This window comes from Nocardioides solisilvae (assembly GCF_003194625.1).
GTDB lineage: Bacteria > Actinomycetota > Actinomycetes > Propionibacteriales > Nocardioidaceae > Nocardioides > Nocardioides solisilvae.
In genome coordinates this window covers 580,274-603,190 of the sequence record NZ_QHKX01000001.1, presented here as the reverse complement: position 1 = coordinate 603,190, position 22,917 = coordinate 580,274, and the positions used below count along the sequence as shown (strand labels likewise).

Annotated in this window: 26 protein-coding genes; 16 read left to right on the top strand and 10 right to left on the bottom strand. The window is 74.6% G+C overall.

Annotated elements, in window-relative coordinates:
• Window positions 1-26: 26 nt before the first annotated feature.
• The 7 genes from DNK53_RS02855 (at window position 27) to DNK53_RS02825 (ending at window position 7,737) form a co-directional block, all read left to right on the top strand.
• Window positions 27-647, top strand: coding sequence for an ABC transporter ATP-binding protein (locus DNK53_RS02855; protein ID WP_110180766.1), 621 nt, complete (start codon window positions 27-29; stop codon window positions 645-647).
• Complete coding sequence (locus DNK53_RS02850; protein WP_110180765.1) at window positions 644-2,131, top strand: DUF6297 family protein; 1,488 nt, start codon at window positions 644-646, stop codon at window positions 2,129-2,131. The genes DNK53_RS02855 and DNK53_RS02850 overlap by 4 nt, the downstream gene beginning before the upstream one ends.
• 20 nt (window positions 2,132-2,151) lie before the next feature.
• Window positions 2,152-3,489, top strand: coding sequence for a cytochrome P450 (locus DNK53_RS02845; protein ID WP_110180764.1), 1,338 nt, complete (start codon window positions 2,152-2,154; stop codon window positions 3,487-3,489).
• A 143-nt stretch (window positions 3,490-3,632) separates the two neighbouring features.
• Window positions 3,633-4,430: an MBL fold metallo-hydrolase gene (locus tag DNK53_RS02840; RefSeq protein ID WP_110180763.1), complete on the top strand. Its 798-nt coding sequence runs from the start codon at window positions 3,633-3,635 to the stop codon at window positions 4,428-4,430.
• Window positions 4,427-6,082, top strand: a complete 1,656-nt coding sequence (locus tag DNK53_RS02835) for a RecQ family ATP-dependent DNA helicase (RefSeq protein ID WP_110180762.1) — start codon at window positions 4,427-4,429, stop codon at window positions 6,080-6,082. Before DNK53_RS02840 ends, DNK53_RS02835 begins: the two co-directional genes overlap by 4 nt.
• A 130-nt stretch (window positions 6,083-6,212) precedes the next feature.
• Window positions 6,213-6,968: a hypothetical protein gene (locus DNK53_RS02830; protein ID WP_110180761.1), complete on the top strand. Its 756-nt coding sequence runs from the start codon at window positions 6,213-6,215 to the stop codon at window positions 6,966-6,968.
• A 187-nt stretch (window positions 6,969-7,155) separates the two neighbouring features.
• The gene (locus DNK53_RS02825) at window positions 7,156-7,737 is read left to right on the top strand and encodes a hypothetical protein (RefSeq protein WP_110180760.1); all 582 of its coding nucleotides are present in this window, start codon (window positions 7,156-7,158) and stop codon (window positions 7,735-7,737) included.
• Here the strand turns inward: DNK53_RS02825 and DNK53_RS02820 are convergent.
• Window positions 7,721-8,098 (bottom strand): bleomycin resistance protein, encoded by a 378-nt coding sequence (locus DNK53_RS02820; RefSeq protein WP_110180759.1) that lies wholly within the window; start codon window positions 8,096-8,098, stop codon window positions 7,721-7,723. The two genes, DNK53_RS02825 and DNK53_RS02820, sit on opposite strands and share 17 nt — an antisense overlap.
• Before the next feature lie 188 nt (window positions 8,099-8,286).
• Here DNK53_RS02820 and DNK53_RS02815 point away from each other — a divergent pair, with 188 nt between their 5' ends.
• On the top strand, window positions 8,287-8,661 hold the full coding sequence (locus DNK53_RS02815) for an STAS domain-containing protein (RefSeq protein ID WP_162599734.1): 375 nt from the start codon (window positions 8,287-8,289) through the stop codon (window positions 8,659-8,661).
• 24 nt (window positions 8,662-8,685) lie between these two features.
• On the opposite strand, the gene DNK53_RS02810 is transcribed toward DNK53_RS02815, so the two are convergent.
• The 4 genes from DNK53_RS02810 to DNK53_RS02795 are packed head-to-tail and all read right to left on the bottom strand — an operon-like array spanning window position 8,686 to window position 11,364.
• Window positions 8,686-9,474 carry a class I SAM-dependent methyltransferase gene (locus DNK53_RS02810; RefSeq protein WP_110180757.1) on the bottom strand — a complete coding sequence of 263 codons (789 nt, stop codon included), beginning with the start codon at window positions 9,472-9,474 and terminating at the stop codon, window positions 8,686-8,688.
• Window positions 9,449-10,498 carry a methylenetetrahydrofolate reductase gene (locus DNK53_RS02805; RefSeq protein WP_110180756.1) on the bottom strand — a complete coding sequence of 350 codons (1,050 nt, stop codon included), beginning with the start codon at window positions 10,496-10,498 and terminating at the stop codon, window positions 9,449-9,451. The genes DNK53_RS02810 and DNK53_RS02805 overlap by 26 nt, the downstream gene beginning before the upstream one ends.
• A 59-nt stretch (window positions 10,499-10,557) precedes the next feature.
• A complete protein-coding gene (locus DNK53_RS02800) occupies window positions 10,558-10,959 on the bottom strand; it encodes a DUF6841 family protein (RefSeq protein ID WP_110180755.1) in 402 nt (133 codons plus the stop codon).
• Between the two features lie 18 nt (window positions 10,960-10,977).
• Entirely contained in the window at window positions 10,978-11,364 is a 387-nt protein-coding gene (locus DNK53_RS02795; RefSeq protein ID WP_110181371.1) for a PaaI family thioesterase, read from the bottom strand.
• 198 nt (window positions 11,365-11,562) lie between these two features.
• Here DNK53_RS02795 and DNK53_RS02790 point away from each other — a divergent pair, with 198 nt between their 5' ends.
• Window positions 11,563-12,819: an EAL and HDOD domain-containing protein gene (locus tag DNK53_RS02790; protein ID WP_162599733.1), complete on the top strand. Its 1,257-nt coding sequence runs from the start codon at window positions 11,563-11,565 to the stop codon at window positions 12,817-12,819.
• Window positions 12,820-12,849: 30 nt separating this feature from the next.
• A complete protein-coding gene (locus tag DNK53_RS02785) occupies window positions 12,850-13,695 on the top strand; it encodes a sulfurtransferase (RefSeq protein WP_110180753.1) in 846 nt (281 codons plus the stop codon).
• Here DNK53_RS02785 and DNK53_RS02780 read toward each other — a convergent pair.
• Complete coding sequence (locus DNK53_RS02780; RefSeq protein ID WP_110180752.1) at window positions 13,692-14,039, bottom strand: ArsR/SmtB family transcription factor; 348 nt, start codon at window positions 14,037-14,039, stop codon at window positions 13,692-13,694. The two genes, DNK53_RS02785 and DNK53_RS02780, sit on opposite strands and share 4 nt — an antisense overlap.
• Before the next feature lie 93 nt (window positions 14,040-14,132).
• On the opposite strand from DNK53_RS02780, the gene arsM reads away from it, so the two are divergent.
• Genes arsM through DNK53_RS02765 form a run of 3 tightly spaced genes read left to right on the top strand, consistent with a single transcriptional unit; the run spans window position 14,133 to window position 16,602 of the window.
• A complete protein-coding gene (gene arsM, locus DNK53_RS02775) occupies window positions 14,133-15,014 on the top strand; it encodes an arsenite methyltransferase (RefSeq protein WP_110180751.1) in 882 nt (293 codons plus the stop codon).
• On the top strand, window positions 15,011-16,150 hold the full coding sequence (gene arsB, locus DNK53_RS02770; protein WP_110180750.1) for an ACR3 family arsenite efflux transporter: 1,140 nt from the start codon (window positions 15,011-15,013) through the stop codon (window positions 16,148-16,150). The genes arsM and arsB overlap by 4 nt, the downstream gene beginning before the upstream one ends.
• Window positions 16,147-16,602: an arsenate-mycothiol transferase ArsC gene (locus tag DNK53_RS02765; RefSeq protein WP_204163717.1), complete on the top strand. Its 456-nt coding sequence runs from the start codon at window positions 16,147-16,149 to the stop codon at window positions 16,600-16,602. Before arsB ends, DNK53_RS02765 begins: the two co-directional genes overlap by 4 nt.
• 20 nt (window positions 16,603-16,622) lie before the next feature.
• Here the strand turns inward: DNK53_RS02765 and DNK53_RS02760 are convergent, their stop codons facing one another.
• Together DNK53_RS02760 and DNK53_RS02755 are read right to left on the bottom strand one after the other, a co-directional pair.
• On the bottom strand, window positions 16,623-17,012 hold the full coding sequence (locus DNK53_RS02760) for a VOC family protein (protein WP_110180749.1): 390 nt from the start codon (window positions 17,010-17,012) through the stop codon (window positions 16,623-16,625).
• Window positions 17,009-17,290 carry an ArsR/SmtB family transcription factor gene (locus DNK53_RS02755; protein WP_110180748.1) on the bottom strand — a complete coding sequence of 94 codons (282 nt, stop codon included), beginning with the start codon at window positions 17,288-17,290 and terminating at the stop codon, window positions 17,009-17,011. The genes DNK53_RS02760 and DNK53_RS02755 overlap by 4 nt, the downstream gene beginning before the upstream one ends.
• A gap of 206 nt (window positions 17,291-17,496) precedes the next feature.
• On the opposite strand from DNK53_RS02755, the gene DNK53_RS02750 reads away from it, so the two are divergent.
• Together DNK53_RS02750 and DNK53_RS02745 are read left to right on the top strand one after the other, a co-directional pair.
• Window positions 17,497-18,459, top strand: coding sequence for an SRPBCC family protein (locus tag DNK53_RS02750; protein ID WP_110180747.1), 963 nt, complete (start codon window positions 17,497-17,499; stop codon window positions 18,457-18,459).
• Window positions 18,456-19,640, top strand: coding sequence for a zinc-dependent alcohol dehydrogenase (locus DNK53_RS02745; protein WP_110180746.1), 1,185 nt, complete (start codon window positions 18,456-18,458; stop codon window positions 19,638-19,640). Before DNK53_RS02750 ends, DNK53_RS02745 begins: the two co-directional genes overlap by 4 nt.
• A gap of 16 nt (window positions 19,641-19,656) precedes the next feature.
• Here the strand turns inward: DNK53_RS02745 and DNK53_RS02740 are convergent, their stop codons facing one another.
• Both DNK53_RS02740 and DNK53_RS02735 read right to left on the bottom strand, forming a co-directional pair.
• Window positions 19,657-20,772, bottom strand: coding sequence for a hypothetical protein (locus DNK53_RS02740; protein ID WP_162599732.1), 1,116 nt, complete (start codon window positions 20,770-20,772; stop codon window positions 19,657-19,659).
• A gap of 5 nt (window positions 20,773-20,777) precedes the next feature.
• Window positions 20,778-21,137 carry a hypothetical protein gene (locus DNK53_RS02735; protein WP_110180744.1) on the bottom strand — a complete coding sequence of 120 codons (360 nt, stop codon included), beginning with the start codon at window positions 21,135-21,137 and terminating at the stop codon, window positions 20,778-20,780.
• 168 nt (window positions 21,138-21,305) lie between these two features.
• Here DNK53_RS02735 and DNK53_RS02730 point away from each other — a divergent pair, with 168 nt between their 5' ends.
• Window positions 21,306-22,904: an FAD-binding oxidoreductase gene (locus DNK53_RS02730; protein ID WP_110180743.1), complete on the top strand. Its 1,599-nt coding sequence runs from the start codon at window positions 21,306-21,308 to the stop codon at window positions 22,902-22,904.
• Window positions 22,905-22,917 lie beyond the last annotated feature (13 nt).

Below are 22,917 nucleotides of genomic sequence, written 5' to 3'. Positions count from 1 at the left end.
CCGCCGGACCCCCTAGGATCGTCGGCGTGCTGACGGTGCGGGGGTTGGAGAAGGAGTTCGGCGGGCGGCGCGTGCTCGATGGGTTCGACCTCGTGGTCGAGCCGGGGGAGGTGGTCGCGCTGGTCGGACCCAACGGGGCGGGCAAGACGACACTCATGCGCTGCGTCGTGGGGATCGAGGAGCCCGACGGAGGAGAGGTGCTCCTCGACGACCGGCCGTTGGACACGCGCGAGGCGGACGTCCGCGGTGACGTGCTCGCCCTGCTCGACGACACCGCGTGGTTCCCCGACCTCACGGTCCTCGAGCACCTCGACCTGCTCGCCCGCGCCGACAGCGTCGTCGACCCCGGGGCGGTCGCCCGCGACGCGCTCGCCGAGGTCGGCCTCACCCGGATCGCCGACCAGGTGCCCGGCACGCTCAGCTCGGGGCAGAAGCAGCGCCTCTCGCTCGCCGTGGCGCTCGTCCGACCCTGGCGCCTCCTGCTCGTCGACGAGCCCGAGCAGCGGCTGGACGCCGATGGCCAGGCGTGGCTCGGTCGCTGGCTGGCCGAGCAGGCGAGGGAGGGGCGGTCGGTCCTCATGGCGTGCCACTCCGAGGCCCTCGTGGCGGCCGCCGGCGCCCGCGTCGTCGCCGTGGACGTCGCGTGACGGAGCGGGGCGGCGACGACGTCGCGGCGCGGGAGGCGACCCGCGCGCTGGCCGCCGCGCGTTCACGGGCCCGCGACACGGGCGACCGGTTCACCGACCTCTACGTCTGGATCTTCAGCCTGGCGCTCATCACGGTCTGGGTCCTCTCGTTCGCCCGCGAGACCTTCACCGGGCGCACCTGCAGCGCCGGGGCGTGCGCGGTGCAGGAGCACCCGGCGTACGCCGCCCTGGCGGTCGCCTGCCTCGGGCTCGGCGGGCTGCTGCTCGCCGCCGGGGCGGTCGGCCCCGTCTCGGCGGACCGGGCGACCGCGCGCTGGCTGCTCACCACCACCGCCGATCGGGCCGTCCTGCTCCGCGGGCCCCTCGGCGGCGTCGTCACGGGGGCGGCGCTCGGTGGCGTCGTCGTCGGCCTGCTCGCCGCGATGGCCGCGCAGGGCGGGGGTCTCGAGCCGGGGCCGCTCGGCGCGGGCGCGGCCCTGGGTGCGGCGGTCGGCGCCCTGGTCCCGTTGGCGCTCCTCCCAGGCCAGGGGTCGCGGCCCTGGGGGCGCGCGCCCGGTGCCGCGGTCGCGGCGCTGCTGGCCGGTGCGGGGCTCGGCCTCCTCAGCTGGGTGCTGCTCGGCGGCACCCGCCTGCCCGCGACGCCCGCCCCGGACGCCGACCGGGCGGTCGTCGTCGCCTGGGCGCTCGCCGCCCTGCTGGCGGTCACCCTGGTCGGTGCCCTGCTGGCCGTGCTGCGGGTGGGGGGCCGGCTGGCCGAGCTCTCGGACGCCCAGCTGGCGCGTGGGCGCGAGGTGGTGGACGCCGTGGCCGACTCCACGATGATGCTCGACGCGACGCTGCTGACCGGGCTGCAGCGACGCCGCGCCGACCAGCGCCGCGGACGGCACACGTCCCGCCCGCTCCGGGGGCGCGGCGGGGTCGCCTTCCTGGTCGCCGACGCCCGGCAGCTGCGGCGCCGCTGGCGCTCGGTGGCCCAGACCTTCCTCGCCGTGCCGCTCGTCCTGGTCGCGGGGGAGGGGTTCGGGTACGGCGCCGCCGTCCTCGCCGCGGCCGCCGTCACGGCCTGGGCGGGGCGCAAGGCCGGCGTTGGCCTGCGCGCGTGGCTCGGCTCGCCCGGCCTGCGGCGGACGGTCCGGGCCCGGCCCTGGACCGTGACCCTGGCGCTCACCCTGCCCCCGACCGCGGCGTGCGCGCTGGTCGGCGTACCCGCCCTGCTCCTCGTCGACGGGCCCTGGTGGGGTGGCGTGCACCTCGCGGTCGCCGGCCTCGCCGCGACCATGCGGGCCGCTGACCCCGTCCCCGTCGAGCTCGGCGCCGTGGTGAGCACCCCGGCGGGAGCGCTGCCCACCGGGCTCATCCACTCGTTCCTGCACGGCCCCGACCTGGCGTTGGTCCTGGGTCTCGCGCTCGTCCTCGTCGGGGAGCCCTGGGTGCTCGCCGGGGCCGTCGCGGCGCTGGGATGGCAGGTGGCCAGGGAGCGCTGACGGGTGCAGGATGACCGACTGTGTCGACCAACCTGACCCGGGCCCGCGACCGCGCCGTCCACTGGGGCGTCTCGCAGGGCCTGCCCCGGCTGGCGCTGCGGGCCGCCGCGCGTCGCGGCGACCTCCAGGGCCGGCTGGTGCGCGCCACCTCCCAGCCCGACCCGGCCGAGGCGTGGCGGGTGATCGAGGAGGTCCGCGAGCGCGGCCCGCTGCCCGGGACGGCGTTCGGCTTCATCACCGCCCGGCACGCGGTGGTCAAGGAGGTCCTGAGCAGCCCCGCGTTCGGCGCGGGCCTCCCCGGCCCCGACCAGCCGTTCCTCCTGCGCCTGCTGGCCCGGACCGAGCCGCCGACCGTCCACCCGGTGCGGCCCCCGTCGCTGCTCGCCGTCGAGCCGCCCGACCACACGCGCTACCGCCGGCTCGTCACCCGCGTCTTCACCGCGCGGGCCGTCGAGAGGCTCCGCGACCGCACCGAGCAGATCGCCTCCGACCTCCTCGACACGATGGCGGCACGCGCCCGGCGCGGCGGCCCGCCGGTCGACCTGGTGCAGGCCTACTGCGCGCCGCTGCCTGTGGCGGTGATCTGCGAGGTGCTCGGCGTCCCGGAGCACCAGCAGCAGCACGTCCTCGAGATGGGCACGGCCGCCGCCGCGAGCCTCGACATGGGGCTGCCGTGGCGGGAGTACCGGCGCACCGACGCGGCGCTCGCGGAGTTCGACGCGTGGCTCACCGACCATCTCGCCCAGCTGCGCCGCCACCCCGGCGACGACCTGATGAGCCAGCTCGTCCGCGCCCAGGAGGACGGCGTGGGGCTCGACGAGAAGGAGCTGAAGGCGACGGCCGGCCTCGTGCTCGCCGCCGGCTTCGAGACCACCGTCAACCTGTTGGGCAACGCCGTGGTGCTCCTCACCACCCGCGACGGCCGCCCGGACCGCAGCCCGCTCGAGCTGCTCCGCGCCGACCCGTCGCTGTGGACCAACGCGGTCGAGGAGGCGCTGCGGGTCGACCCGCCCGTGCTGCTGACGGCCCGGCAGTGTCGTGAGGAGACCGAGGTGGCGGGCCGCACGATCGTCCCGGGCACGCTCGTCGCGACCCTGCTGGGCGGCGCCAACCGCGACCCCGAGGTCTTCGACGACCCGACCCGTTTCGACGTCACCCGGGCCAACGCGCGCGACCACCTCGCCTTCTCCGCGGGCCGGCACCACTGCCTGGGTGCCTCGCTCGCCCGGATGGAAGGGGAGGTCGGGCTCCGGGCCCTCTTCGACCGGTTCCCCGACCTGCGTCCCGCCCCCGGCGCCGTACGCCGTCCCACCCGCATCCTGCGCGGCTACGCCACCCTGCCCGCCTGGCTGGGGTGAGGAATTTCCGGGTACCCGGAGATTTTCGCGCCTCCCGAGGGCTGCAACGGTCGAGAAGCGCTGAAGTCATCGGGTACCCGGTGAAACCACCCCCCGGCCACAGCCGCGCCGGTGAAGACGCCTGCGACGGGGTACCGGCGGGCGTGGACACGCTCACCTTCGTCGGGACGGCGACGACCCTGCTGCGGCTGGGGGCCTTCACGGTCCTCACCGACCCCAACTTCCTGCACCGGGGCCAGCGGGCCTACCTCGGCAAGGGGCTCTGGTCGCGGCGGCTGACCGAGCCGGCGATGCAGCCGGCGGACCTGCCGCCGCTGGACGCGGTCGTCCTCTCCCACCTGCACGGCGACCACTTCGACCGGGTGGCCCGCCGCGAGCTGGTGCGCGCCCAGCCGGTCCTCACCACGACGCAGGCCGCGCGCCGGCTGCGCCGGTGGGACTTCGACGCCCGGGGCCTGGAGACCTGGCAGTCCGAGACGATCACCAAGCCGGCCCCGGTGGCTGCCGACGGCGACGAGACCCTGACGGTCGAGGCGTTGCCGGGCATCCACGCCCGCGGCGCGATGGGGGCGCTGCTGCCGCCGGTGATGGGGAGCCTGCTCACCCACCGGGCGGGCGGCCGGGTCCGCCGCCGGGTCTACGTCAGCGGCGACACCCTCACCGGTGACCACCTGGACGAGGTCGCCCGCCGTCACCCCGAGATCGACGTCGCGGTGGTCCACCTCGGCGGCACCCGGGTCCTCTTCCACACCGTGACGATGGACGACGTCCAGGGGGTCGACTTCCTGCGCCGGGTGGGGCCCGCCAAGGCCGTCCCGGTCCACTTCGACGACTACGGCGTCTTCCGGTCGCCGCTCGCCGACTTCGAGCGGCGCGCCCGGGAGGCGGGGTTCGGCGACCGGCTGCAGCCGGTCCGCCGCGGCGAGACGGTGGCCCTGTGAGCGGCGGGCGCGACGGGGAGCTGCTCGCGGCCACCCGCGAGCACTTCGGCCACGACTCGCTGCTGCCCGGCCAGGCGGAGGCGGTGGGCGCCCTGCTGGATGGCCGCGACGTGCTCCTGGTCTCGCCGACGGGGTCGGGCAAGTCGCTCACCTACCAGCTCTCGGGCGTCCTGCTCGACGGGCTGACCCTCGTCGTCTCCCCGTTGCTCGCGCTGCAGGCCGACCAGCTCGCCCACCTCGAGGAGGCTGGGCAGGTCGCGGGGCGGATCAGCTCGGCGGAGTCGGCGGGCGAGCGGGCCGACGTCCTCGAGCGGGCCGCGTCGGGCGAGCTGCGGTTCCTCTTCCTGGCGCCCGAGCAGCTGGCCAACCCCGAGGTGCACGCCGCGGTGGCGGCGCTGCAGCCGGTCCTGGTCGCGGTCGACGAGGCGCACTGCGTCTCGGCCTGGGGCCATGACTTCCGGCCCGACTACTTCCGGCTGGGCGAGCTCGTGGCGACCCTGAGCGGCGCGGCCGAGGGGACGCCCGACGTGCGCCGCCCGCGGGTCGTCGCGATGACCGCCACGGCGGCGCACCCCGTCCGCGAGGACGTCGCCGACCGGCTCGCGATGGTCGACCCCCTCACCGTGGCGACCGGCTTCGCGCGCGACAACCTCGCGCTCGACGTCGTCCGCGCCACCGACCCCGAGCACCAGCGGCGGCTCGTCCTCGAGCTGGTGGCCGAGCGGGCCGAGGCGGCGTCGGGGTCCGGGACGGGCCTGCTCTACGCCCGCACCCGCAAGGGCGCCGAGATGTACGCCGGGGCGCTGGCCGAGGCGGGACTGCGCACCGCGGTCTACCACGCTGGCCTCGCGCGCAAGGTCCGCGAGCAGGCGCACGACGACTTCACCGACGGCAGCGTCGACGTCGTGGTCGCGACCTCGGCGTTCGGGATGGGGATCGACAAGCCCGACATCCGCTACGTCGTCCACGCCGACGCCCCGGAGTCGCCCGACACCTACTACCAGGAGGTGGGTCGGGCCGGTCGCGACGGCGAGCCCGCCCGCGGCACCCTGGTCTACCGGCCCGAGGACCTCTCGCTGGGCAAGTTCTTCGCGGCCTCGGTGCCGCGCCGCAAGGACGTCGAGAAGGTGCTCCGTGCCGCGGAGGCGGCCGGCAGCAGCGACCCGCGGGAGGTCACGGCCGCCTGCGAGTTCGGGGCGCGCAAGACCGGGCGGATCCTCAACCTCGTCACGCTGGCCCGCGAGGTGGGGGCGATCGACGACTCCTCGGGCGTCCACGCGACCGTGTCGGCGGTGGTGGAGCGCGCCGAGGCGCAGCGGCGCCTGGAGGACTCCCGCGTGGAGATGATGCGCGGGTACGCCGAGACCGACCGCTGCCGGTCGTCGTTCCTGGTGGGCTACTTCGGCGAGCACCAGGAGGACCCCTGCGGGCTCTGCGACAACTGCGTCGCGGGACGCGCCGGGGAGTCGGTCGTGGCGGACGCGGACGCGCCGTACCCGGTGCAGTCGCAGGTGCGGCACGACGAGTTCGGTGCCGGGACCGTCACCGACGTCGAGGAGGACCGGCTCACCATCCTCTTCGAGGACGTCGGCTACCGCACGCTCTCGCTCGAGGTCGTGCAGGCGGAGGGCCTGCTGACGGCCGGGCCCTGACCGCCGCCGAGCGCTGCCGACCACGCCGGGACCGCGCCGAGGTTTCGTCTACCCAGAACCGGGTAGACCGGTGGGGCTGCCGGCAATGGGCCGGCGGCACCCGTCACGACTTTCCCGAGGAGTCACCTTCATGCGATCAATCCCCCGTCTCGCCACCACCGCCGTCTCGGCGCTCGCGCTCGCCCTCCCCGTCGCCGCGGTCGGCACCGCGCAAGCCGCGCCCGTCACCGCGTCCGGCGTCTCCCCGTCGGTGGCGTCCGTGGCGTCCGCCGACGTGCTCGCCCGCAAGGCCAAGGGCAAGATCAAGCTCAAGAAGGCCAAGCCCGGCACCCACTACGGTCTGGCCGGCAACAAGATCACCGCCCAGGTCCGGGGCAAGGGCAAGGTGACCTTCAGCGTCGCCGGCACCAAGGTGAAGAAGAAGGTCAAGAAGGGCAAGGCGAGCTTCCGCCTGCCGATCGAGCTCACGCCCGGCACCTACAAGGTGAAGGCGAAGTTCAAGAAGCAGAAGGGTCAGATCAAGACGATCGTCTGGGACTCGGCCCTCGCCGTGAACGCGGCCACCTTCACGATCTCGCAGTCGACTCCCAGCTACGACTACCCGGAGCTCCTGGGCTCGGTGAAGTTCAAGGGCGTGGCGCCGAGCGAGGGCTACGTCGACATCTACAAGGACGGCAAGAACAAGGGCGGCAGCGGGTCCGAGAACTACTGCTGCATGTCCTCCGTCACCGAGGGCGGCGCCTTCCGGTTCGGCGGCTCGACCTTCCTCGGCCGGGTCGCCGAGATGGGCCCCGGCACCTACCAGTTCAAGGCGTTCTACACCCCGACGTCGTCCTTCGACGAGTACATCTACTCGCAGTGGATCACCGTCACCGTCGTGCCCTGATCCCCGGTCGCACCCGACGCGAGGCCGTCGCCCCCCCCGGGGCGGCGGCCTCGTGCCGTGAACGCCGTACGGCGTCGCGTCGCGAGGAGGGTTGAGCTCCGCCCCGGGCGGGTAGGACGTGCCCCGACACCGGACGATCCGGACACGCACGACACAGATCCGGACACGCACCACGCAGGGGGAAGAGATGAACCGCACCAGGAGCCGCGCGCTCACGCTGACCACCACGCCGCTGGCGCTGGGTCTGGCGCTGGGGCTGGCGACGGCGCTCGCCGCCGCGCCGGCGCACGCGTCCTCCACGACGAAGAAGGACCCGGTGGGGGACCACGTCACCGGCTCCGCGAACCTCGACCTGGCGAAGGTCCAGCTGCGGACCAGGGGGAAGCAGAAGGTCCGCATCACGTTCGGCCTCCACCACGACGTCACCACCGACGACCTCGCGCGTCCCGGCGCGATGGGCGTCAGCTTCCACACGCAGAAGAAGAGGCTGCGGTCGGTCGAGATCTCCGCCCGGGACGGCGCCTACGAGGGGCGCATCTGCACCTACGACATGCGCGAGGAGGAGCTCCCGCCGGCGACGAACTGCTCGTCCGTGCCGGTCACCGCGGTCGACGCGAGGACGTTCCGGGCCGAGGTCAGGCTCAAGAAGGTCAAGAAGGGGGCGAAGGTGCTGAGGTGGTCCGCCTCGGCCTTCTCGCTCGCGTCGGGGTCCCCGGCCGTCGACCCGCTCGGCCGGGGGTTCGACAAGCCCTTCACCTGGCGGCTGTGACGTCGGAGCCGATCCGCAGCAGGTTGCCGCTCCGGTCGACCACGGCGAATTCCCGCATGCCGTACGCCGTCGTCACCGGGGCGACGACCCGGCTCCCGGTCAAGGGGTCCGGCTCGACGACATCCGACCACGCGGCGTGCAGCGCGTCGGCGTCGTCGACGTACAGGTAGCAGCTCGACGCGGTGCTGAAGGGATCGACGTCCGGGGTGGCGACGCAGTGCAGCCACAGGTCCCCCCGTCCCAGGATCAGGTAGCCCCACTCCTCGTCCAGGTCGCCGCGGTTCTCGAAGCCGAGCGCCTCGTAGAACGCGAGCGTCTCCTGCAGGTCACGGCTGGGGAGGATCGGGACGCTCATCTCCATGCGCGGGAGCGTAGCGGCGACCCGGCCGCCGCGTTCGCGATGCGCGCCTGGTTGTGCCCTGCCCACCGGCGGCGTACGGTCGAGGTACCGAGGTCTACTCGTCCGTCACAGTCAGTTGCGGCATGCCCGGCGATCGATGCAGCGAGGAGCGGGTGCGTGTCACGCCCTGCTCCGGAATTTCGGGCCTCATGCCTTCTCCGATCCGTCCCTCCCTCGGCCCCCCGGCCGCCCCCACCCTCTCGACCACCCTCACCGGTCCGCGCCGCGACACCGTGGTGCTGACGCTCGTCGGTGAGGCCGACCTCGCCACCGCCGCGCTCCTGTGGCGGGCGCTCGCCGACGCCGCCCATGCCGACGCCCGCCACGTGGTCGTCGACCTCGACCAGGTGGCCTTCCTCGACGCCGGTGGCCTGCGGCTTCTGGTGATGGCCCGGCAGCGGACCGTCGCCCGGGGCGGCACCCTGACGTTGCGCTGCCCGGGCGGCCGCTGCCGGCGGCTCCTCCTGCTCGCCGGCCTCGGCGGTCTCCTCGAGCCCGACCGCCCGTTGGCCCACACCGGCTGAGCGGACGGGCGGCTCGGCCGGACCTCAGCCGGCGCGCCGGCAGCTGACCAGCACGCCGGCCATGAGCCCGTCCCGGATCAGGCTGACGATCGTCTCCTGCTGGGCCCGCGCGCGCTGCCAGCGCTCGTCGCCGGCGTGGTCGCGGGCGACCACCTCCTCGACCCGGTCGGCGGCGGCGTCCCAGTCGTCGGGCGCGGCGGGCAGGTCGGCCAGGTCGACCTCGTCGAGCAGGTCGAGGCCGACCGCCGCCAGGTGTCCGCGCAGCTCGTCCCGGCTCGGGAACGAGTTGCCCTCGGGCTGCTCGGGGAGCTCGTCGACCGTGCGGCAGTAGACGAGCAGGCCCACGGCGCCGCCGGGTGGGACCGCCCGGCGCAGCTGGTCGAGGTAGGCCCGCTTGTCCTCGACCGTGCAAAGCACCCCGAGCGACCAGGCGGCGTCGAACGCCTGGTCGGGGAAGGGCAGCGTGAGCCCGTCCGCGACCACCACCGGGTGGTCGAAGAGGCGGCGGGCGGCCCGGCAGGCGCCCTCCATCGGTTCGGCGAGCGTCGGCCGGACGCCGTACGTGCGGGCGACGTACGCCGCGGGGCCGCCCACCCCGGCACCCGAGTCCAGGAGGCGGGTGCCCGCGGTGAGCCCCATCGAGGCCGCGAGCCGGTCGAGCGCCGCGGGGCTGCCGCTGCCGCGGCACGCGGCGGGCAGGGCGTGGTCGTCGCCGAGCTCGGCGACCGCCCGCGCCGTCCACCAGGCGACGGTGTCGAACTCGTCGGCCATCGCCTCGGGGGTCTCCTCAGCCGTGCCCGCTCCCTGCTCCATCGCTCTCCTCCTTGATCCGCCGGCCGACCTCGGCCTTGACCCGCGCGCCCGCCAGCGGCCCCTCGGCGGAGCCGAGCCCGGAGAGGTTGACCCCTGCCACGCCCTCGACCGCCAGCAGCGCCCGTGCCTCGCGGACCGCCGCGTCGATCCCCGCGGCCCGCACGTCGTCGGCGGCCAGTACCCGCTCGACCTCGTTCCCATCGAGGTGGAGGCCGGGGAACCGCTGGAGCACGCGCGCGGAGCGCTCGTCGGTGTAGACCGCCACGCCGGCGACGACGGGGAGGGTGAGCCCCAGCGACCGGGCCGCGGCGACGAACGCCGCGACCTGGCCCGGGCTGCCCACGTGGTTGAGGACCGCCAGGTGCGCGCCCGCCCGCTGCTTCTCCACCAGGCGGCCCGGCCGCAGCCCCCGGGGTGCGGCGCAGGGCGCCTCCGGGACGGCGACCGCGTGGCCCGCCGCGCTGGCGAGCGCCGCCAGCTGGGTGCCGTCGAGGTCGAAGACCTGGGTCACCCCAGGTCGCACGCCGGGGGCGCGGATGTCGCCGGTCACGCAGAGCACCCCGTCGACGCCCGCGACCGCGAGCCCGGCGAGCTCCTGTTCGAGCACCACCCGGTTGCGGTCGCGGCAGGCGAGGGTCACCCAGGGGGTGCCCCCGGCCTCGGCGACGAGGGCGGCCATGAGGGTCGGCGGGAAGTCGGGGCGGCTCTGGTGCTCGCCGACGAGGACCGCGTCGCAGGAGCCCTCGAGCGTGCGGGTGACCGCGGCGAGGCCCTCGGCGTCGTACGCCGGGATCGTGAGGTCGGTGAGCACGACCGGGCCGCGGGCGGCCGCGTCGAGGAGGGCGCTGCGGGTGCTGCGGGTGCTGTCGGAGCCGGTGCTGCCGGCGCCGGGGGTGGCTCCGGTGCTGCCGGGGGCCGCCGGCCAGGGCACCGCCTCGGCGGTCGGCCCGGCGAAGGGGCAGGGGCGGGCGTCCAGCTCGCAGGTGTGGTCGTCCCGGACCCCGCCGCAGGGCCCGAAGACCATCCGCTTGGGACAGTCCTCACCGGGACCGGGACCGGGACCGCGACCGGGCACGGGACCGGTCACCCGACCGGGGAGTGGACCGCCAGCGTGGAGAGGCCGAACCTGCCGGCGTCGCAGGTGATCAGGTAGGTGACGCCCATGCGGGCGATCTCGGAGCCGTCCGCGCGCTGCCGGGAGAAGGTCGCGCGGTGCAGGGCGGTGCTCGCGTTGACGACGGTGAACCCGCCCTCGAGGGTCTCGGTGTGGTGGTAGCCCACCTCCGCGAGCCCCGCGGCCTGGCCGCCGATCCAGGCCTCCACCTCGTCGCGGCGGTCGATCGCCACGACCCCGTCGTCGGTCGTCACCGTGAGCGGGACGGCGTAGAAGGGGCTGACGGTGTCAGCCGTCGCCTCGCCGCGGCCCAGCGCCTCGAAGGCCCTCAGGTACTCCGCGAACCACTCGCTGACCTCGTTCTCGTCCATGGGGGGACCGTAGCTCGGTCAGCCGTCGAGCAGCGCGAAGGTGGCCAGCGCGTGCACGAGGGACTCGCCGTCCTGCTCGATGTCGGCCTCGCAGACGGTGAGGCTCTCGCCGCGCTTGCTCACCGCAGCCGAGACCGCGAGCCGACCGGGCTTCGCCGGCCGCAGGTAGGTCACCGTCAGCTGGCTGGTGGCGGCGGAGCCCTCCGCCAGGGTGCTGCCGATCGCCGCTCCCATCGTGGTGTCGACGAGGGTCGCGAGCAGCCCGCCGTGGACGGCGCCGGCGTGGTTGAGGTGGCGCTCGTCCACGTCGACGACGAGCGTCGCCCGGCCGTCCGTCGCCTCGGGCTCGTGGGCGCCGACGTGGTGGATGAACCCGCTGGCCCGGTCGGTGGAGGTCTCGGTCATGCGGGTGAGGTACCCCGCCGGCCCGCCGGGCACCCTCCCTCCGCGCGCCACGCACCCTCCGCGCTCCCTTCGCGCACCCTCCGCGCAAGCCCCTACCGCATGCCGGGGGTCGGGCGGTCGATTCTCCTGCGGACATACCCAATACGGCATACGATCGCGACGGCGGCCTCGGGTGTCGCACGAGGAGGAGACAGACCCATGACCGAGTTGAGCGCCGCGGCCCAGGCGACCGCGCCGGTGGTCGTCGCGCGCGTGCCCGTGGTGGACGCGGACCGCACGATCGTCGGTTTCGAGCTGGTCACCCGCGCCGTCGAGGACGCGACCGCCCACCCGCACGGCGGTTCCCGCGAGGAGCCCGTGCTCACCGTCGCCGGCCTGCTCGGCACGGCCGACACCGACCTCGCCTCCGTCGTCTCCGACAAGCTGCTCTTCTGCCCGGTGGACCGCGACGTCCTGGTGGGCGACGTCCACCTGGGCCTGCCGCCGCGTCGTACCGTGCTGGAGCTCCCCCACGGGGACGTGGACGCCGACCTCCTCGAGGCGGCGCGGGCGCACCGGCACGTCGGGTTCACCCTGCTGGTCGACCACGCGCAGCCGAGCGAGGGGTACGACGCGCTCGTCGCGCTCGCCGGCGTGGTGCGGGTGGACCTCGGCGCCGGCACGCCCGAGGAGCTGCTCGCCGCGGTGGACGCCCACCGGGGCAGCGCGGTGCGGCTGCTCGCGACCGGCTGCGACTCTGAGGCGCAGCTCGACTGGGCGCTGGCCGCCGGCTTCCACCTCTTCTCCGGGCGCGCGGTCCAGGCGCTCGAGGCAGCGCCGGTCACGGCCGTCGCCGACGCCCCGCTCCCGCTCTCCCAGCTGCAGCTCGGCATGGAGCTGCTCAGCCAGGACCTCGACTTCGACCGCATCGAGGACCTGCTCCGGGGCGACCCCGGCCTCGTCGTCCAGCTGCTCAACATGACCTCGTCGGGGGCCGGCGGGGGGCTACGCCGTCAGGTCCGCAGCCTCCGCGAGGCGCTGGTGGTGATGGGCACCGCGCGGCTGCGGCAGTGGGCCGCCCTGGTGATCCTCAGCCGGCACTGCCAGCCGCAGACCGACGCCCTCGTCACCACGCTGGTCCGCGCGCGGATGTGCGAGCTGCTCGCCCGGGCCCGCGGCGTCGACGGCCCCTTCGCCTTCACCGCCGGCCTGCTGTCGGCCCTCCACGTCCTGCTGGGCGTGCCCGTCTCCGAGGTCGAGCGGCAGGTCAAGGTGGACGAGGAGCTCGCCGACGCCGCCTTCGGCCGGCACGGGACGGTGGGCGACCTCGTCACCCGGGTCATCGAGCACGAGCAGTCGCTCGGCACCGACGCCCCGCGCCGGGTCGACCACGACCAGGTCACCCTCATCGGCGCGATGGCCTTCGGCTGGGCCGCCAGCTACGTCGAGGCGTTGGACTCCGCCGCCCCGGCCTGACGGGACCGGCCCGCGGGTAACGTCGCCGGCATGACCACCCCCGCCCGCCACGTCACGCCCGACCAGCTCCGCGAGCAGCTCGGCGACCCGCGGCTGCGCGTCGTCGACGCGACCGTCCACCTCACCTTCGACGAGCGCGGGGCGCACGTCGAGTCCGGCCGGTCGTCCTACGAGGCGGCGCACGTGCCGGGCGCGGTCTTCGTCGACCAGGTCACGGAGCTCAGCGACCCCGACGGGGAGGCGCCGTTCGCGGTGGTCGACGCCGACCGCTTCGCCGAGGTCCTGGGCGGGCACGGGATCGGCGACGGGGACCACGTCGTCGTCTACGACTCCGTCAACGGCATCTGGGCCACCCGGCTGTGGTGGCAGCTGGGTCTCGAGGGGTTCGACCGCGTCTCGGTGCTCGACGGCGGCCTCGCCGCCTGGCAGGCCGCGGGCCACGACACGGTCGCCGGCGTCGAGACGCTGCCGCCCGCGACGTTCACCGCCCGCCGTCGGCCCGGACGGATCGCCTCGACGGCCGACGTCGAGGCGGCCGCCGACGACCCCGCGGTGCTCCTGGTCAACGCGCTGGACGCCGAGCAGCACGCCGCCGGCCACATCCCCGGGAGCGTCAACGTCCCCTTCGGCGACCTGGTCGACGAGGCCGGCCGGCTGCGGCCGCGGGAGGAGCTGCGCGCCCTCTTCGCGGCCGTCGGCGCCCTCGACCCGGGGCGCCGTCCCGTCACCTACTGCGGGGGCGGGATCGCCGCGACGGCCGCGGCGTTCGCGCTGGCCGAGGTCGGGCGGGAGGACGTGGCCGTCTACGACGGCTCGATGAACGCCTGGACGGCCGACCCGTCTCGCCCGCTGCAGCGCCAGGTGAGCCCCAGCTAGGGACGCAGGGCCACGCTCATCGCCTCGAGCGTCGGTGCGACGAGCCGGTAGAACGCCCAGCGGCCCCGCTGCTCGCGCTCCACGAGGCCCGCGTCGACGAGCTGCTTCATGTGGTGGGAGACGGTGGGCTGCGACAGGCCCACGGGGTCGGTGAGGTCGCAGATGCACGCCTCGCGCTCGGGGTGCGCGGCGATCAGGGAGAGCAGGCGGACGCGCGTGGGGTCGCCGAGCGCCTTGAACGTCCGGGCCAGGCGCTGCGCCTCCTCGGGGGCGAGCGCCCCGCCGGTGAGGGACGAGCAGCACGCCGTCGCGTCGACGACGGGCAGGGTGGTTCGCGGGCTCATGGGGTCGATCCTGCCAGATCTATTGACATTCGTCGATGCATCGAGGAATCTCGATGCATCGACCCCTGCCGATCCGAGACCGAGGAGCCCGTCATGTCCGCCACCGAGTCCACGCCCCAGGACGCCACGCCCCAGGCCGCCACGCTCCCGGAGGGCGCGAGCGCCGCCGACGGGGGCGACCTGCGCGAGGAGGTCCGGCAGCGCTACGCCGAGGCCGCGACGGCCGTGGGTCGCGGGGTCGGCAACGCCGAGCTCAACGACGCCCTGCAGACGGTCGACCAGGGCTGCGACCCCTCCTCCTCAGCCTCGTGCTGCAGCGGCGACGTGGCGGTCGACGACTCCTTCGGCGCCGCCCTCTACGCCGGCGACGACCAGGCGGCGCTGCCCGCCGAGGCGTTGGCCGCCAGCCTGGGCTGCGGCAACCCGACCGCCGTCGCCGAGCTGCGGGCCGGTGAGCGGGTCCTCGACCTCGGCTCCGGGGGCGGCATCGACGTGCTGCTCTCGGCCCGACGGGTGGGGGAGACCGGCTTCGCCTACGGCGTCGACATGACCGACGAGATGCTCGACCTGGCCCGCGCCAACGCCGCGAAGGCCGGCGCGACCAACGTGGAGTTCCTTAAGGGCACGATCGAGGACGTCCCGCTCCCCGACGCTTCCGTCGACGTGGTGATCTCCAACTGCGTCATCAACCTCTCCGTCGACAAGCCGCGCGTCCTGGCCGAGATGTTCCGGGTGCTGGCCCCGGGCGGGCGGATCGGGATCTCCGACGTGGTCGCCGAGGACGCGCTCGGCCCCGAGGACCGCGCCGAGCGCGGCTCGTGGGTCGGCTGCATCGCCGGCGCCCTCTCGCGCAACGAGTACCTGGAGGGCCTCGCCGCCGCCGGCTTCGTCGACGCCAGCGTCGAGTTCACCCACGAGGCGGTCCCGGGCATGCACGGCGCCATCGTCCGGGCCGGCAAGCCGGGGGCCGCGTGACCGCCGCGGCGCCCGAGGCCGCCGTCGTCCAGCGGCTCTCCACCCTCGACCGGTTCCTGCCCGCGTGGATCGGGCTCGCCATGGTGGTGGGGCTGCTGGCCGGGCGGTGGGTGCCGGGCCTCGACGACGCCCTCGACACGGTCACCGTCGGCTCCGTCTCGCTGCCGATCGCCGTGGGCCTGCTGGTGATGATGTACCCGGTGCTGGCGAAGGTCCGGTACGACGAGGTGGGCCACGTCGCGCGCGACCGGCGGACCATGGTGCTCTCGCTGGTGCTCAACTGGCTGGTCGGGCCGGCGCTGATGTTCGCGCTGGCCTGGATCTTCCTGGCCGACCTCCCGGAGTACCGGACCGGGCTGATCATCGTCGGGCTCGCCCGCTGCATCGCGATGGTGATCATCTGGAACGACCTCGCCTGCGGCGACCGGGAGGCGGCCGCCGTGCTGGTCGCGGTCAACTCGGTCTTCCAGGTGCTCGCCTTCGCGCTGCTCGGCTGGTTCTACCTCGACCTCCTCCCCGGCTGGCTGGGGCTCGCCACCACCGGCCTCGACGTCTCCCCGTGGGAGATCGCCTGGAGCGTCGTGGTCTTCCTCGGGATCCCGCTCGCCGCCGGCTACCTGACGCGCCGGATCGGCGAGGGCCGGCGGGGGCGCGAGTGGTACGAGGGCCGGTTCCTGCCGCGGGTGGGCCCCTGGGCGCTCTACGGCCTGCTTTTCACGATCGTCGTCCTCTTCGCCCTGCAGGGGGAGCGGATCACCGACCAGCCGCTCGACGTCGCCCGGATCGCCGTCCCGCTCGTGGTCTACTTCGCGCTCATGTGGGGCGGCTCCATGCTGCTGGCGCACCGGGTGGGGCTCGGCTACGCCCGCGCCACGACCGTCTCCTTCACCGCGGCGGGCAACAACTTCGAGCTCGCGATCGCGGTGGCCATCGCCGTCTTCGGCGTGACCAGCGGCCAGGCGCTCGCGGGTGTCGTCGGCCCGCTGATCGAGGTCCCGGTGCTCGTCGGGCTGGTCTACGTGAGCCTCTGGGCGCGCCGCTTCTTCCCCGACGCCACGACAGGCACGACCACGACCGGCACGACCACGACCGGCACGACCACGACCGGCACGACCACGACAGGAGCAGCACCGTGACCGACCACACCGACCTCGCCGACCGCCCGCAGGTGGTCTTCGCCTGCGTCCGCAACGGTGGCCGCTCGGTGGCCGCGCGGGTGCTCACCGAGCACTACGCGCAGGGCCGGGTCGTCGCCCTCTCGGCGGGCACCCAGCCCGGCGACCACGTCCACCCCGAGGTGGCCGACGTGCTCGAGCGGCTGGGTCTCGACACCTCGCAGGAGCGCCCGAAGCGGCTGACCACCGAGATGGTCGCCGGCAGCGACCTGGCCATCACGCTGGGCTGCGGCGAGGAGTGCCCCTACGTCCCCGGCGTCACCTACCGGGACTGGCCGGTCGACGACCCGGGCGGCCAGGACGAGGCCGAGGTCCGCCGCATCCTGGCCGACCTCGACGGCCGGGTCCGCGACCTCCTCGCCGAGCTGGTGCCCGACCTGGTACTCCCGCCCAGCGTGGTCGTCGACGGCTGAGCGGCCGCCGCCGGGACGGCTCAGCCCTTCAGCTGGGCGATCTGGAGCAGGTTGCCGCAGGTGTCGTCCAGGACGGCGACGACGACCGGACCGAGGTCGGTCGGGGCCTGGGTGAAGGTGACCCCGAGCCCCGTCAGGCGCGCGTGCTCGGCCTCGACGTCGTCCACCCCCAGCACGCACCAGGGGATGCCGTCGGCGAGCAGCGCCTCGGTGAACGGCGCCACGGCGGGGTGGCCCTTCGGCTCCAGCGACACCTCGGTGGCGCCGTCCCCGTCGCCGAGGCGGACGGTGAGCCAGCGGTGCTCGCCCAGCGGCACGTCGGCGGTCACCTCGAAGCCGAGGGTCCCGGTGTAGAAGTCGAGGGCCTGCTGCTGGTCGTCGACGAAGATGCTGACGGTCTGGAGCCTCACGGGTCTCTCCTCCGGGTGGGCCACCGCGTCGGGATCTCCTCGAGCGGGGCGGTGTCGATGGTGTGGAGCTTGTAGCGGCCCCGGCGCTCGGTCCGCACCAGGCCTGCCTCCTCGAGGACGTCGAGGTGCTGGGAGACGGCCTGTCGGCTCGGCGTCAGGTCGTGCTTGACCGCCAACCGGGTGCAGAGCTCGAAGAGGGTCTGCTCGTCCCTCTCCACGAGCTCGTCGAGCAGGGCGCGGCGGGTGGGGTCCGCGAGTGCCCGGTAGATGTCCCCCACGCCCAGACGTTAGGCAAGTGACGGCTTGCGTGTCAAGGGTGGCGCGGGTCCCGTGCCCGCGTGCTGCGCGTGCGTCGCTGACGGGTGTGTGGGTCGGGGCGTGCTGGGTACGCAACACATCTCGAGCCCCACGAGGCGGGCCGGGTCGCGCTGACGGCCCGGTGTCCCGCGGCGGGGCGCCGGCGGAGCACCGACTCGGAGGTGTCATGAAGAGCACGCAGAACCCCGAACGCGGCACGGGCCGGCTGGTCCGTGCCCTCGGCGTCGCCAGCCTCGGCCTGGGCGTCCCGATGCTGTGGCGCACGACCGAGGTCGCGCGCCTGGTCGGCGTCGACGACTCGGCGACCGCGCCGGCGGTGATCAAGGGGGTCGGCGCCCGTGAGCTCGCCCACGCAGCGGCCCTCCTGCTCGGCCCGCAGCGCGCGGTCTGGACCCGGGTGGCGGGCGACGCGCTCGACCTCGCCGTCCTCGGCCACGCGATCCACGAGCGGCAGGGGCGGCGCCGCCAGCGCGACCGGGTGACGCGCCTGACCGCGGCCACCGCGGCGGTCGCCGGCATCACGGCGCTGGACCTGTACGCCGCCGCGCGCACCGCCCGCGCCCAGCACGGCAGGGGCCGCCCGGGCCCGCTGTCCCTGGAGGCCTCCACCACGGTCAACCGGCCCCCGGACGAGGTCTACGCCTTCTGGCGCGACCTCGCCAACCTGCCGACGTTCATGCTCCACCTCGAGTCGGTCACCCCGCAGGCCGACGGCCGCAGCCACTGGGTCGCCAAGGGCCCCGCCGGCCGGAAGGTGAGCTGGGACGCCGAGATCACCAGCGAGGAGACCGGCCGCCGGCTCGCCTGGCGCTCGCTGAAGGGGGCGAGCGTCGACAACTCCGGCACCGTCCACTTCGTCCCCGCCCCGGGCGACCGCGGCACCGAGGTCCGCGTGGTGCTCCACTACGACGTCCCCGGCGGTCTGCTCGGCCGGGCCGTGGCGCGGCTCTTCGGCGAGGAGCCGGAGCAGCAGGTCCGCGACGACCTCCGCCGGTTCAAGCAGGTGATGGAGACCGGCGACGTCGTCCGCACCGAGATCCTCCCGCGCGGCACCGAGGCGAAGCGGCAGCTCGTCCAGGGAGTCGCGCAGGCGAGCGGCAGCGCGAGCAACGGAAGGAGCGCCCGATGAAGGCGGTCGTCTGGCAGGGACCGAGCAAGGTGAAGGTCAAGGAGGTCCCCGACCCGCAGCTGCTCAACCCGCGCGACGCGATCGTCAAGATCAGCTCGACCGCGATCTGCGGCTCCGACCTGCACCTCTACGACGGCTACATCCCGAGCTTCATGCCGGGCGACGTCTTCGGCCACGAGTTCATGGGCGAGGTCGTCGAGCTCGGGCCGGGTGCCGCCGAGCGGCGGCCCGACCTGAAGGTGGGGGACCGCGTCGTCGTCCCCTTCCCGATCGCCTGCGGCGCCTGCACGCCCTGCCAGCGCGGGCTCACCTCGCTCTGCGAGAACTCCAACCCCAACGCCGGCGAGGCCGAGAAGGTGATGGGCCACTCGCCGTCCGGGATCTTCGGCTACTCCCACATGCTCGGCGGCTACCCCGGCGGTCAGGCGGAGTACGTCCGCGTCCCCTTCGCCGACGTCGGGCCGTTCAAGGTCGACGACGACCTCACCGACGACCAGGTCCTCTTCCTCACCGACGTGCTGCCGACCGGCTGGATGGCCGCCGACATGTGCGACATCCAGCCCGGCGACGTCGTCGCGGTCTGGGGCGCCGGGCCGGTGGGCCAGTTCGCCTGCCTCGCCGCCGAGATCATGGGCGCTGCCAAGGTGATCGTGATTGACCGCGTCCCCGAGCGGCTCGCGATGGCCGCCGAGCACACCGGCGCGCACCCGCTCAACTACGAGGAGACGTCGGTGCTCAAGGAGCTCCGCGAGCTCACCGCCGGCCGCGGGCCCGACCGGGTGATCGACGCCGTCGGGATGGAGGCGCACACCGACCTCGCGGCTGTCCACGCCTACGACAAGGCCAAGCAGGTCGCCAAGCTCTCCACCGAGCGGCCGCAGGCGCTGCGCGAGGCGATCCTCTCGGTCGCCAACGGCGGGACGGTCTCGATCGTCGGGGTCTACGGCGGGCTGGTCGACAAGTTCCCGCTCGGCTCGCTGATGAACCGGTCGGTCACGGTCCGCACGGGCCAGGCCCACGTCCACCGCTACCTGCCGGACCTCTACCGACGGATCCGCAGCGGCGAGATCGACCCGCGGTTCATCATCAGCCACCACCTGCCGCTCGCCGACGCCGCGCACGGCTACGACATCTTCAAGCACAAGGAGCAGGCGTGCACGAAGGTGGTGCTGACGACCTGACCCCCGCCGCCAGGGGTCAGAGGTTCACCGGCAGCGGGCTCCAGTCGTGGCGGTTGGCGACGACGTCGGCGGTGAACGCCTGCAGGGACTGGTGGCCGAACGTCGCGTCGCCGCCCGGGGCCTCGGTGCGCAGCGAGTCGAGCGCCTTGGTGAGCTCGTCGGACATCGTCTTGAGGTCGGTGAGGAAGCCGTTGTAGAGGTCCGAGGCCGTGACCGCCTCCATCACCGCCATCTCGAGCTTCTCGCCCGCCGGCACCAGGTAGCTGCCGACGCCGGCCGCGACGCTGACGAAGCCCAGGAAAGCGGCCGGCGGGAAGAGGCCGATCGCCCCCGTGGCGAGGCTGAGGCCGCCGAGGATGCCGGGCGCGTCGCCCGGCACCGTGCGACCGGTGGGCCAGGCGCCGCTGGAGTCCTTCCACGCCTGCCACTGCTTGAGCGTCTCGACGGCCCGGTCACGGACCGCCGTGGCCGCCTCGACCAGGTTGGTCTGCAGGTCGTTGACGACGGCCGTGGCCTGGGCGCTGGTGGCCGCCAGCCGGGTGGCGGCGTGCAGGTAGAGCGAGCACTTGTCGCTCACGTCGTCCCAGAACTCGTAGAACGACTGCGAGCTCTGCGACGTCGCCGGCCAGTTCTGGTGCAGGTCGACGAGCCACTGGTGGGCCTCGCCGTTCTGCGGGGAGGTCCACCCCGATCCGGGGGCCACCTGGTCGGCGAGCCACCGCGCCACGTCACCGAGATCGTTGGCGGCCGCCGCCATCCGGCTCGGGGCGGGCTCCCAGACGTTGCGGCTGGCGCTGCGGTAGACGGTCTCGATGGTGCCGGTCGACCACGCGTCGCGCGACTCGTTCCACACGTCGGTGATGAGCTGCTGGAGCAGCTGCTCCCGCTCGGCGTTGGTGACCCCGGAGGGGTCGTCCTGGACGTACGCCGGGGCCACCGCCACGTAGAGCGCCTGGGTGTCGAAGCCGTAGGTGCCGGGGACGGTGAAGTAGCCGGGCTCGCGGGTCCACCCCTCCTGCAGGGGCCGGGTCTCCTCGCTGTCGAGGATGCTCCAGACGCGTTCGTTGCCCTCGATCTCCCCGAGGTAGCCGGCGATCTCGGTGAACAGGGGGTCGAGCTGCTCGATGACCACGACGCTCACACCTCCGGGGCGGTCGGCTCGGTCGCCAGCTCGGGGTCGCCGGCGTAGTGCTGGTTCTGCTCGAACCAGGCGGCTGCCTCCTCGTCGACCGCGACGAAGTCGTCCGCGATCGCGTCGAGGGCGGTGGCGCTGTCGTTGAGGGTGCGCACCATCTCCCGCAGGTGGACGAAGAGCTCGACGGACAGGTCGGCCAGCTCGCCGGCGACGGGGTGGTTGCCCGCCAGCGCGAGCTCGCTGACCATCGGCTCGATGCCCGACGTGATCTCGTCGGCGCGCCGCTGGAAGCGGGTCGCCTTCGCGGGCAGCGTGTGGTGCGCCGCCCGGTAGATGGATCGCATCCTGATCTCGATGGTCACTGGTCCTCCTCGCCTCGTCCGCCACGTGCTCCCCCGGGACCGTCTCCCGGAGTGCTACCCGGGGAGCAGCCGTCGAAACCCCCGGAGGGGTACGGGTCGGCCGGACCGTGCCTGACGAGGACGGCGATCTCGGCTCGCAGGCGGCCTGCCGCGCCTAGGGTCGCGGCCATGACGCGATCGTGGTGGGGCTGGGGCAACGTCGAGGACGCCGTGACCGGCGCGGAGGCCGACGAGCTCGTCGCCCGGATCGGCGCGCTGCTGCCCGACCACGACTTCACCCCGCACGAGCCGCCGGCCGTCGCCGACCTCGACCTGCGCGCCCCGCGGGTCGCCGCCCCGGGCGCGTTGGCGGCGCTCGCCTCCGACGACCCGGAGGACAGGGCCGCGCACACCCACGGCAAGGCCTACCGCGACGTCGTCCGCAACCTCTCCGGCGACCTCCCGCACCCGCCCGACCTCGTGCTGCGCCCGCGCAGCGAGCAGGACGTCGTCGACGTCCTCGACTGGGCGGGGACGGCGGGGGTCGCGATGGTCCCCTTCGGCGGGGGCACGTCGGTGGTCGGCGGGGTGGAGGCGCGGGTCGACGGGCCGGTGGTCAGCCTCGACCTCGGCGCGCTGGACAAGGTGCTCGAGATCGACCGGACCAGCCGGGCGGCGCGCGTCCAGGCCGGCATCCTCGGGCCCGCGCTCGAGGACCAGCTGCGCCCGCACGGCCTGACGCTGCGCCACTTCCCGCAGTCCTTCGAGTTCTCCACCCTCGGCGGCTGGCTCGCCACCCGCGCCGGCGGCCACTACGCCACGGTCCTCACGCACGTCGACGACCTCGTGGAGAGCCTGCGCGTCGTCACGCCGGTCGGCGTCTCGGAGTCGCGCCGGCTGCCGGGCTCGGGAGCCGGCCCGTCGCCCGACCGGATGTTCCTCGGCTCCGAGGGCACCCTCGGCGTGATCACCGAGTCGTGGGTGCGGCTCCAGGACCGCCCGCGCTGGCAGTCGACCTGCACGGTCGACTTCGACTTCTTCGACGCCGCCGTGGCCGCCACCCGGGCGGTCGCGCAGAGCGGGCTCCACCCCTCCAACTGCCGGCTGCTCGACCCGATGGAGGCGGCCGTCAACGCGGGCTCCTCGACCACGGGCGGGCTGCTGGTGCTGGCCTTCGAGTCGGCGGACCACCCGGTCGACGCGTGGCTGGACCGGGCGCTCGAGCTCGTGCGCGACCACGGCGGTCGCCCCGGTGCCGTCCGCGCGAGGTCGCCCGACGCCGGAGCCGGCGGCCCGCGCGGGGAGGCGCCCGAGGGCGCCGACGCCTGGCGCTCGTCGTTCCTGCGGATGCCCTACCAGCGCGACGCCGTCACCCGGCGCAGCCTGATCGCGGAGACCTTCGAGACCGCCTGCACGTGGGACCGCTTCGCCGAGCTGCACGCGGCGATCACCTCGGCGGCGTACGGCGTGCTGGAGCAGCTCGGCGCGCCCGGCGTGGTCACCTGCCGCTTCACCCACGTCTACCCCGACGGCCCGGCTCCCTACTACGGCGTCTACGCCTCGGGGCGCTGGGGCTCGCTGCTGCCGATGTGGGACGAGGTGAAGGCCGGCGTCAGCGAGGCGATCGCCGCGCACGGCGGCACGATCACCCACCACCACGCGGTCGGCCGCGACCACGCGCCCTGGTACGACCGGCAGCGCCCCGACCCCTTCGCGGCCGCGCTGCGCGGGGCCAAGGCGGCGCTCGACCCGCGCGGGATCCTCAACCCCGGCGTGCTGGGCCTCTGAGTGCTGGGCCTCT

What these genes read in the sequence shown, in the direction of transcription:
- DNK53_RS02825 (WP_110180760.1), top strand. Translation starts at nt 7,156, where the DNA reads ATGAACCGCACCAGGAGCCGCGCGCTCACGCTGACCACCACGCCGCTG.
- DNK53_RS02750 (WP_110180747.1), top strand. Translation starts at nt 17,497, where the DNA reads ATGAAGAGCACGCAGAACCCCGAACGCGGCACGGGCCGGCTGGTCCGT.
- DNK53_RS02785 (WP_110180753.1), top strand. Translation starts at nt 12,850, where the DNA reads ATGACCACCCCCGCCCGCCACGTCACGCCCGACCAGCTCCGCGAGCAG.
- DNK53_RS02730 (WP_110180743.1), top strand. Translation starts at nt 21,306, where the DNA reads ATGACGCGATCGTGGTGGGGCTGGGGCAACGTCGAGGACGCCGTGACC.
- DNK53_RS02820 (WP_110180759.1), bottom strand. Translation starts at nt 8,098, where the DNA reads ATGGAGATGAGCGTCCCGATCCTCCCCAGCCGTGACCTGCAGGAGACG.
- DNK53_RS02810 (WP_110180757.1), bottom strand. Translation starts at nt 9,474, where the DNA reads ATGGAGCAGGGAGCGGGCACGGCTGAGGAGACCCCCGAGGCGATGGCC.
- DNK53_RS02800 (WP_110180755.1), bottom strand. Translation starts at nt 10,959, where the DNA reads ATGGACGAGAACGAGGTCAGCGAGTGGTTCGCGGAGTACCTGAGGGCC.
- DNK53_RS02745 (WP_110180746.1), top strand. Translation starts at nt 18,456, where the DNA reads ATGAAGGCGGTCGTCTGGCAGGGACCGAGCAAGGTGAAGGTCAAGGAG.
- DNK53_RS02830 (WP_110180761.1), top strand. Translation starts at nt 6,213, where the DNA reads ATGCGATCAATCCCCCGTCTCGCCACCACCGCCGTCTCGGCGCTCGCG.
- DNK53_RS02805 (WP_110180756.1), bottom strand. Translation starts at nt 10,498, where the DNA reads ATGGTCTTCGGGCCCTGCGGCGGGGTCCGGGACGACCACACCTGCGAG.
- DNK53_RS02815 (WP_162599734.1), top strand. Translation starts at nt 8,287, where the DNA reads ATGCCTTCTCCGATCCGTCCCTCCCTCGGCCCCCCGGCCGCCCCCACC.
- DNK53_RS02795 (WP_110181371.1), bottom strand. Translation starts at nt 11,364, where the DNA reads ATGACCGAGACCTCCACCGACCGGGCCAGCGGGTTCATCCACCACGTC.
- DNK53_RS02790 (WP_162599733.1), top strand. Translation starts at nt 11,563, where the DNA reads ATGACCGAGTTGAGCGCCGCGGCCCAGGCGACCGCGCCGGTGGTCGTC.
- arsM (WP_110180751.1), top strand. Translation starts at nt 14,133, where the DNA reads ATGTCCGCCACCGAGTCCACGCCCCAGGACGCCACGCCCCAGGCCGCC.
- DNK53_RS02780 (WP_110180752.1), bottom strand. Translation starts at nt 14,039, where the DNA reads ATGAGCCCGCGAACCACCCTGCCCGTCGTCGACGCGACGGCGTGCTGC.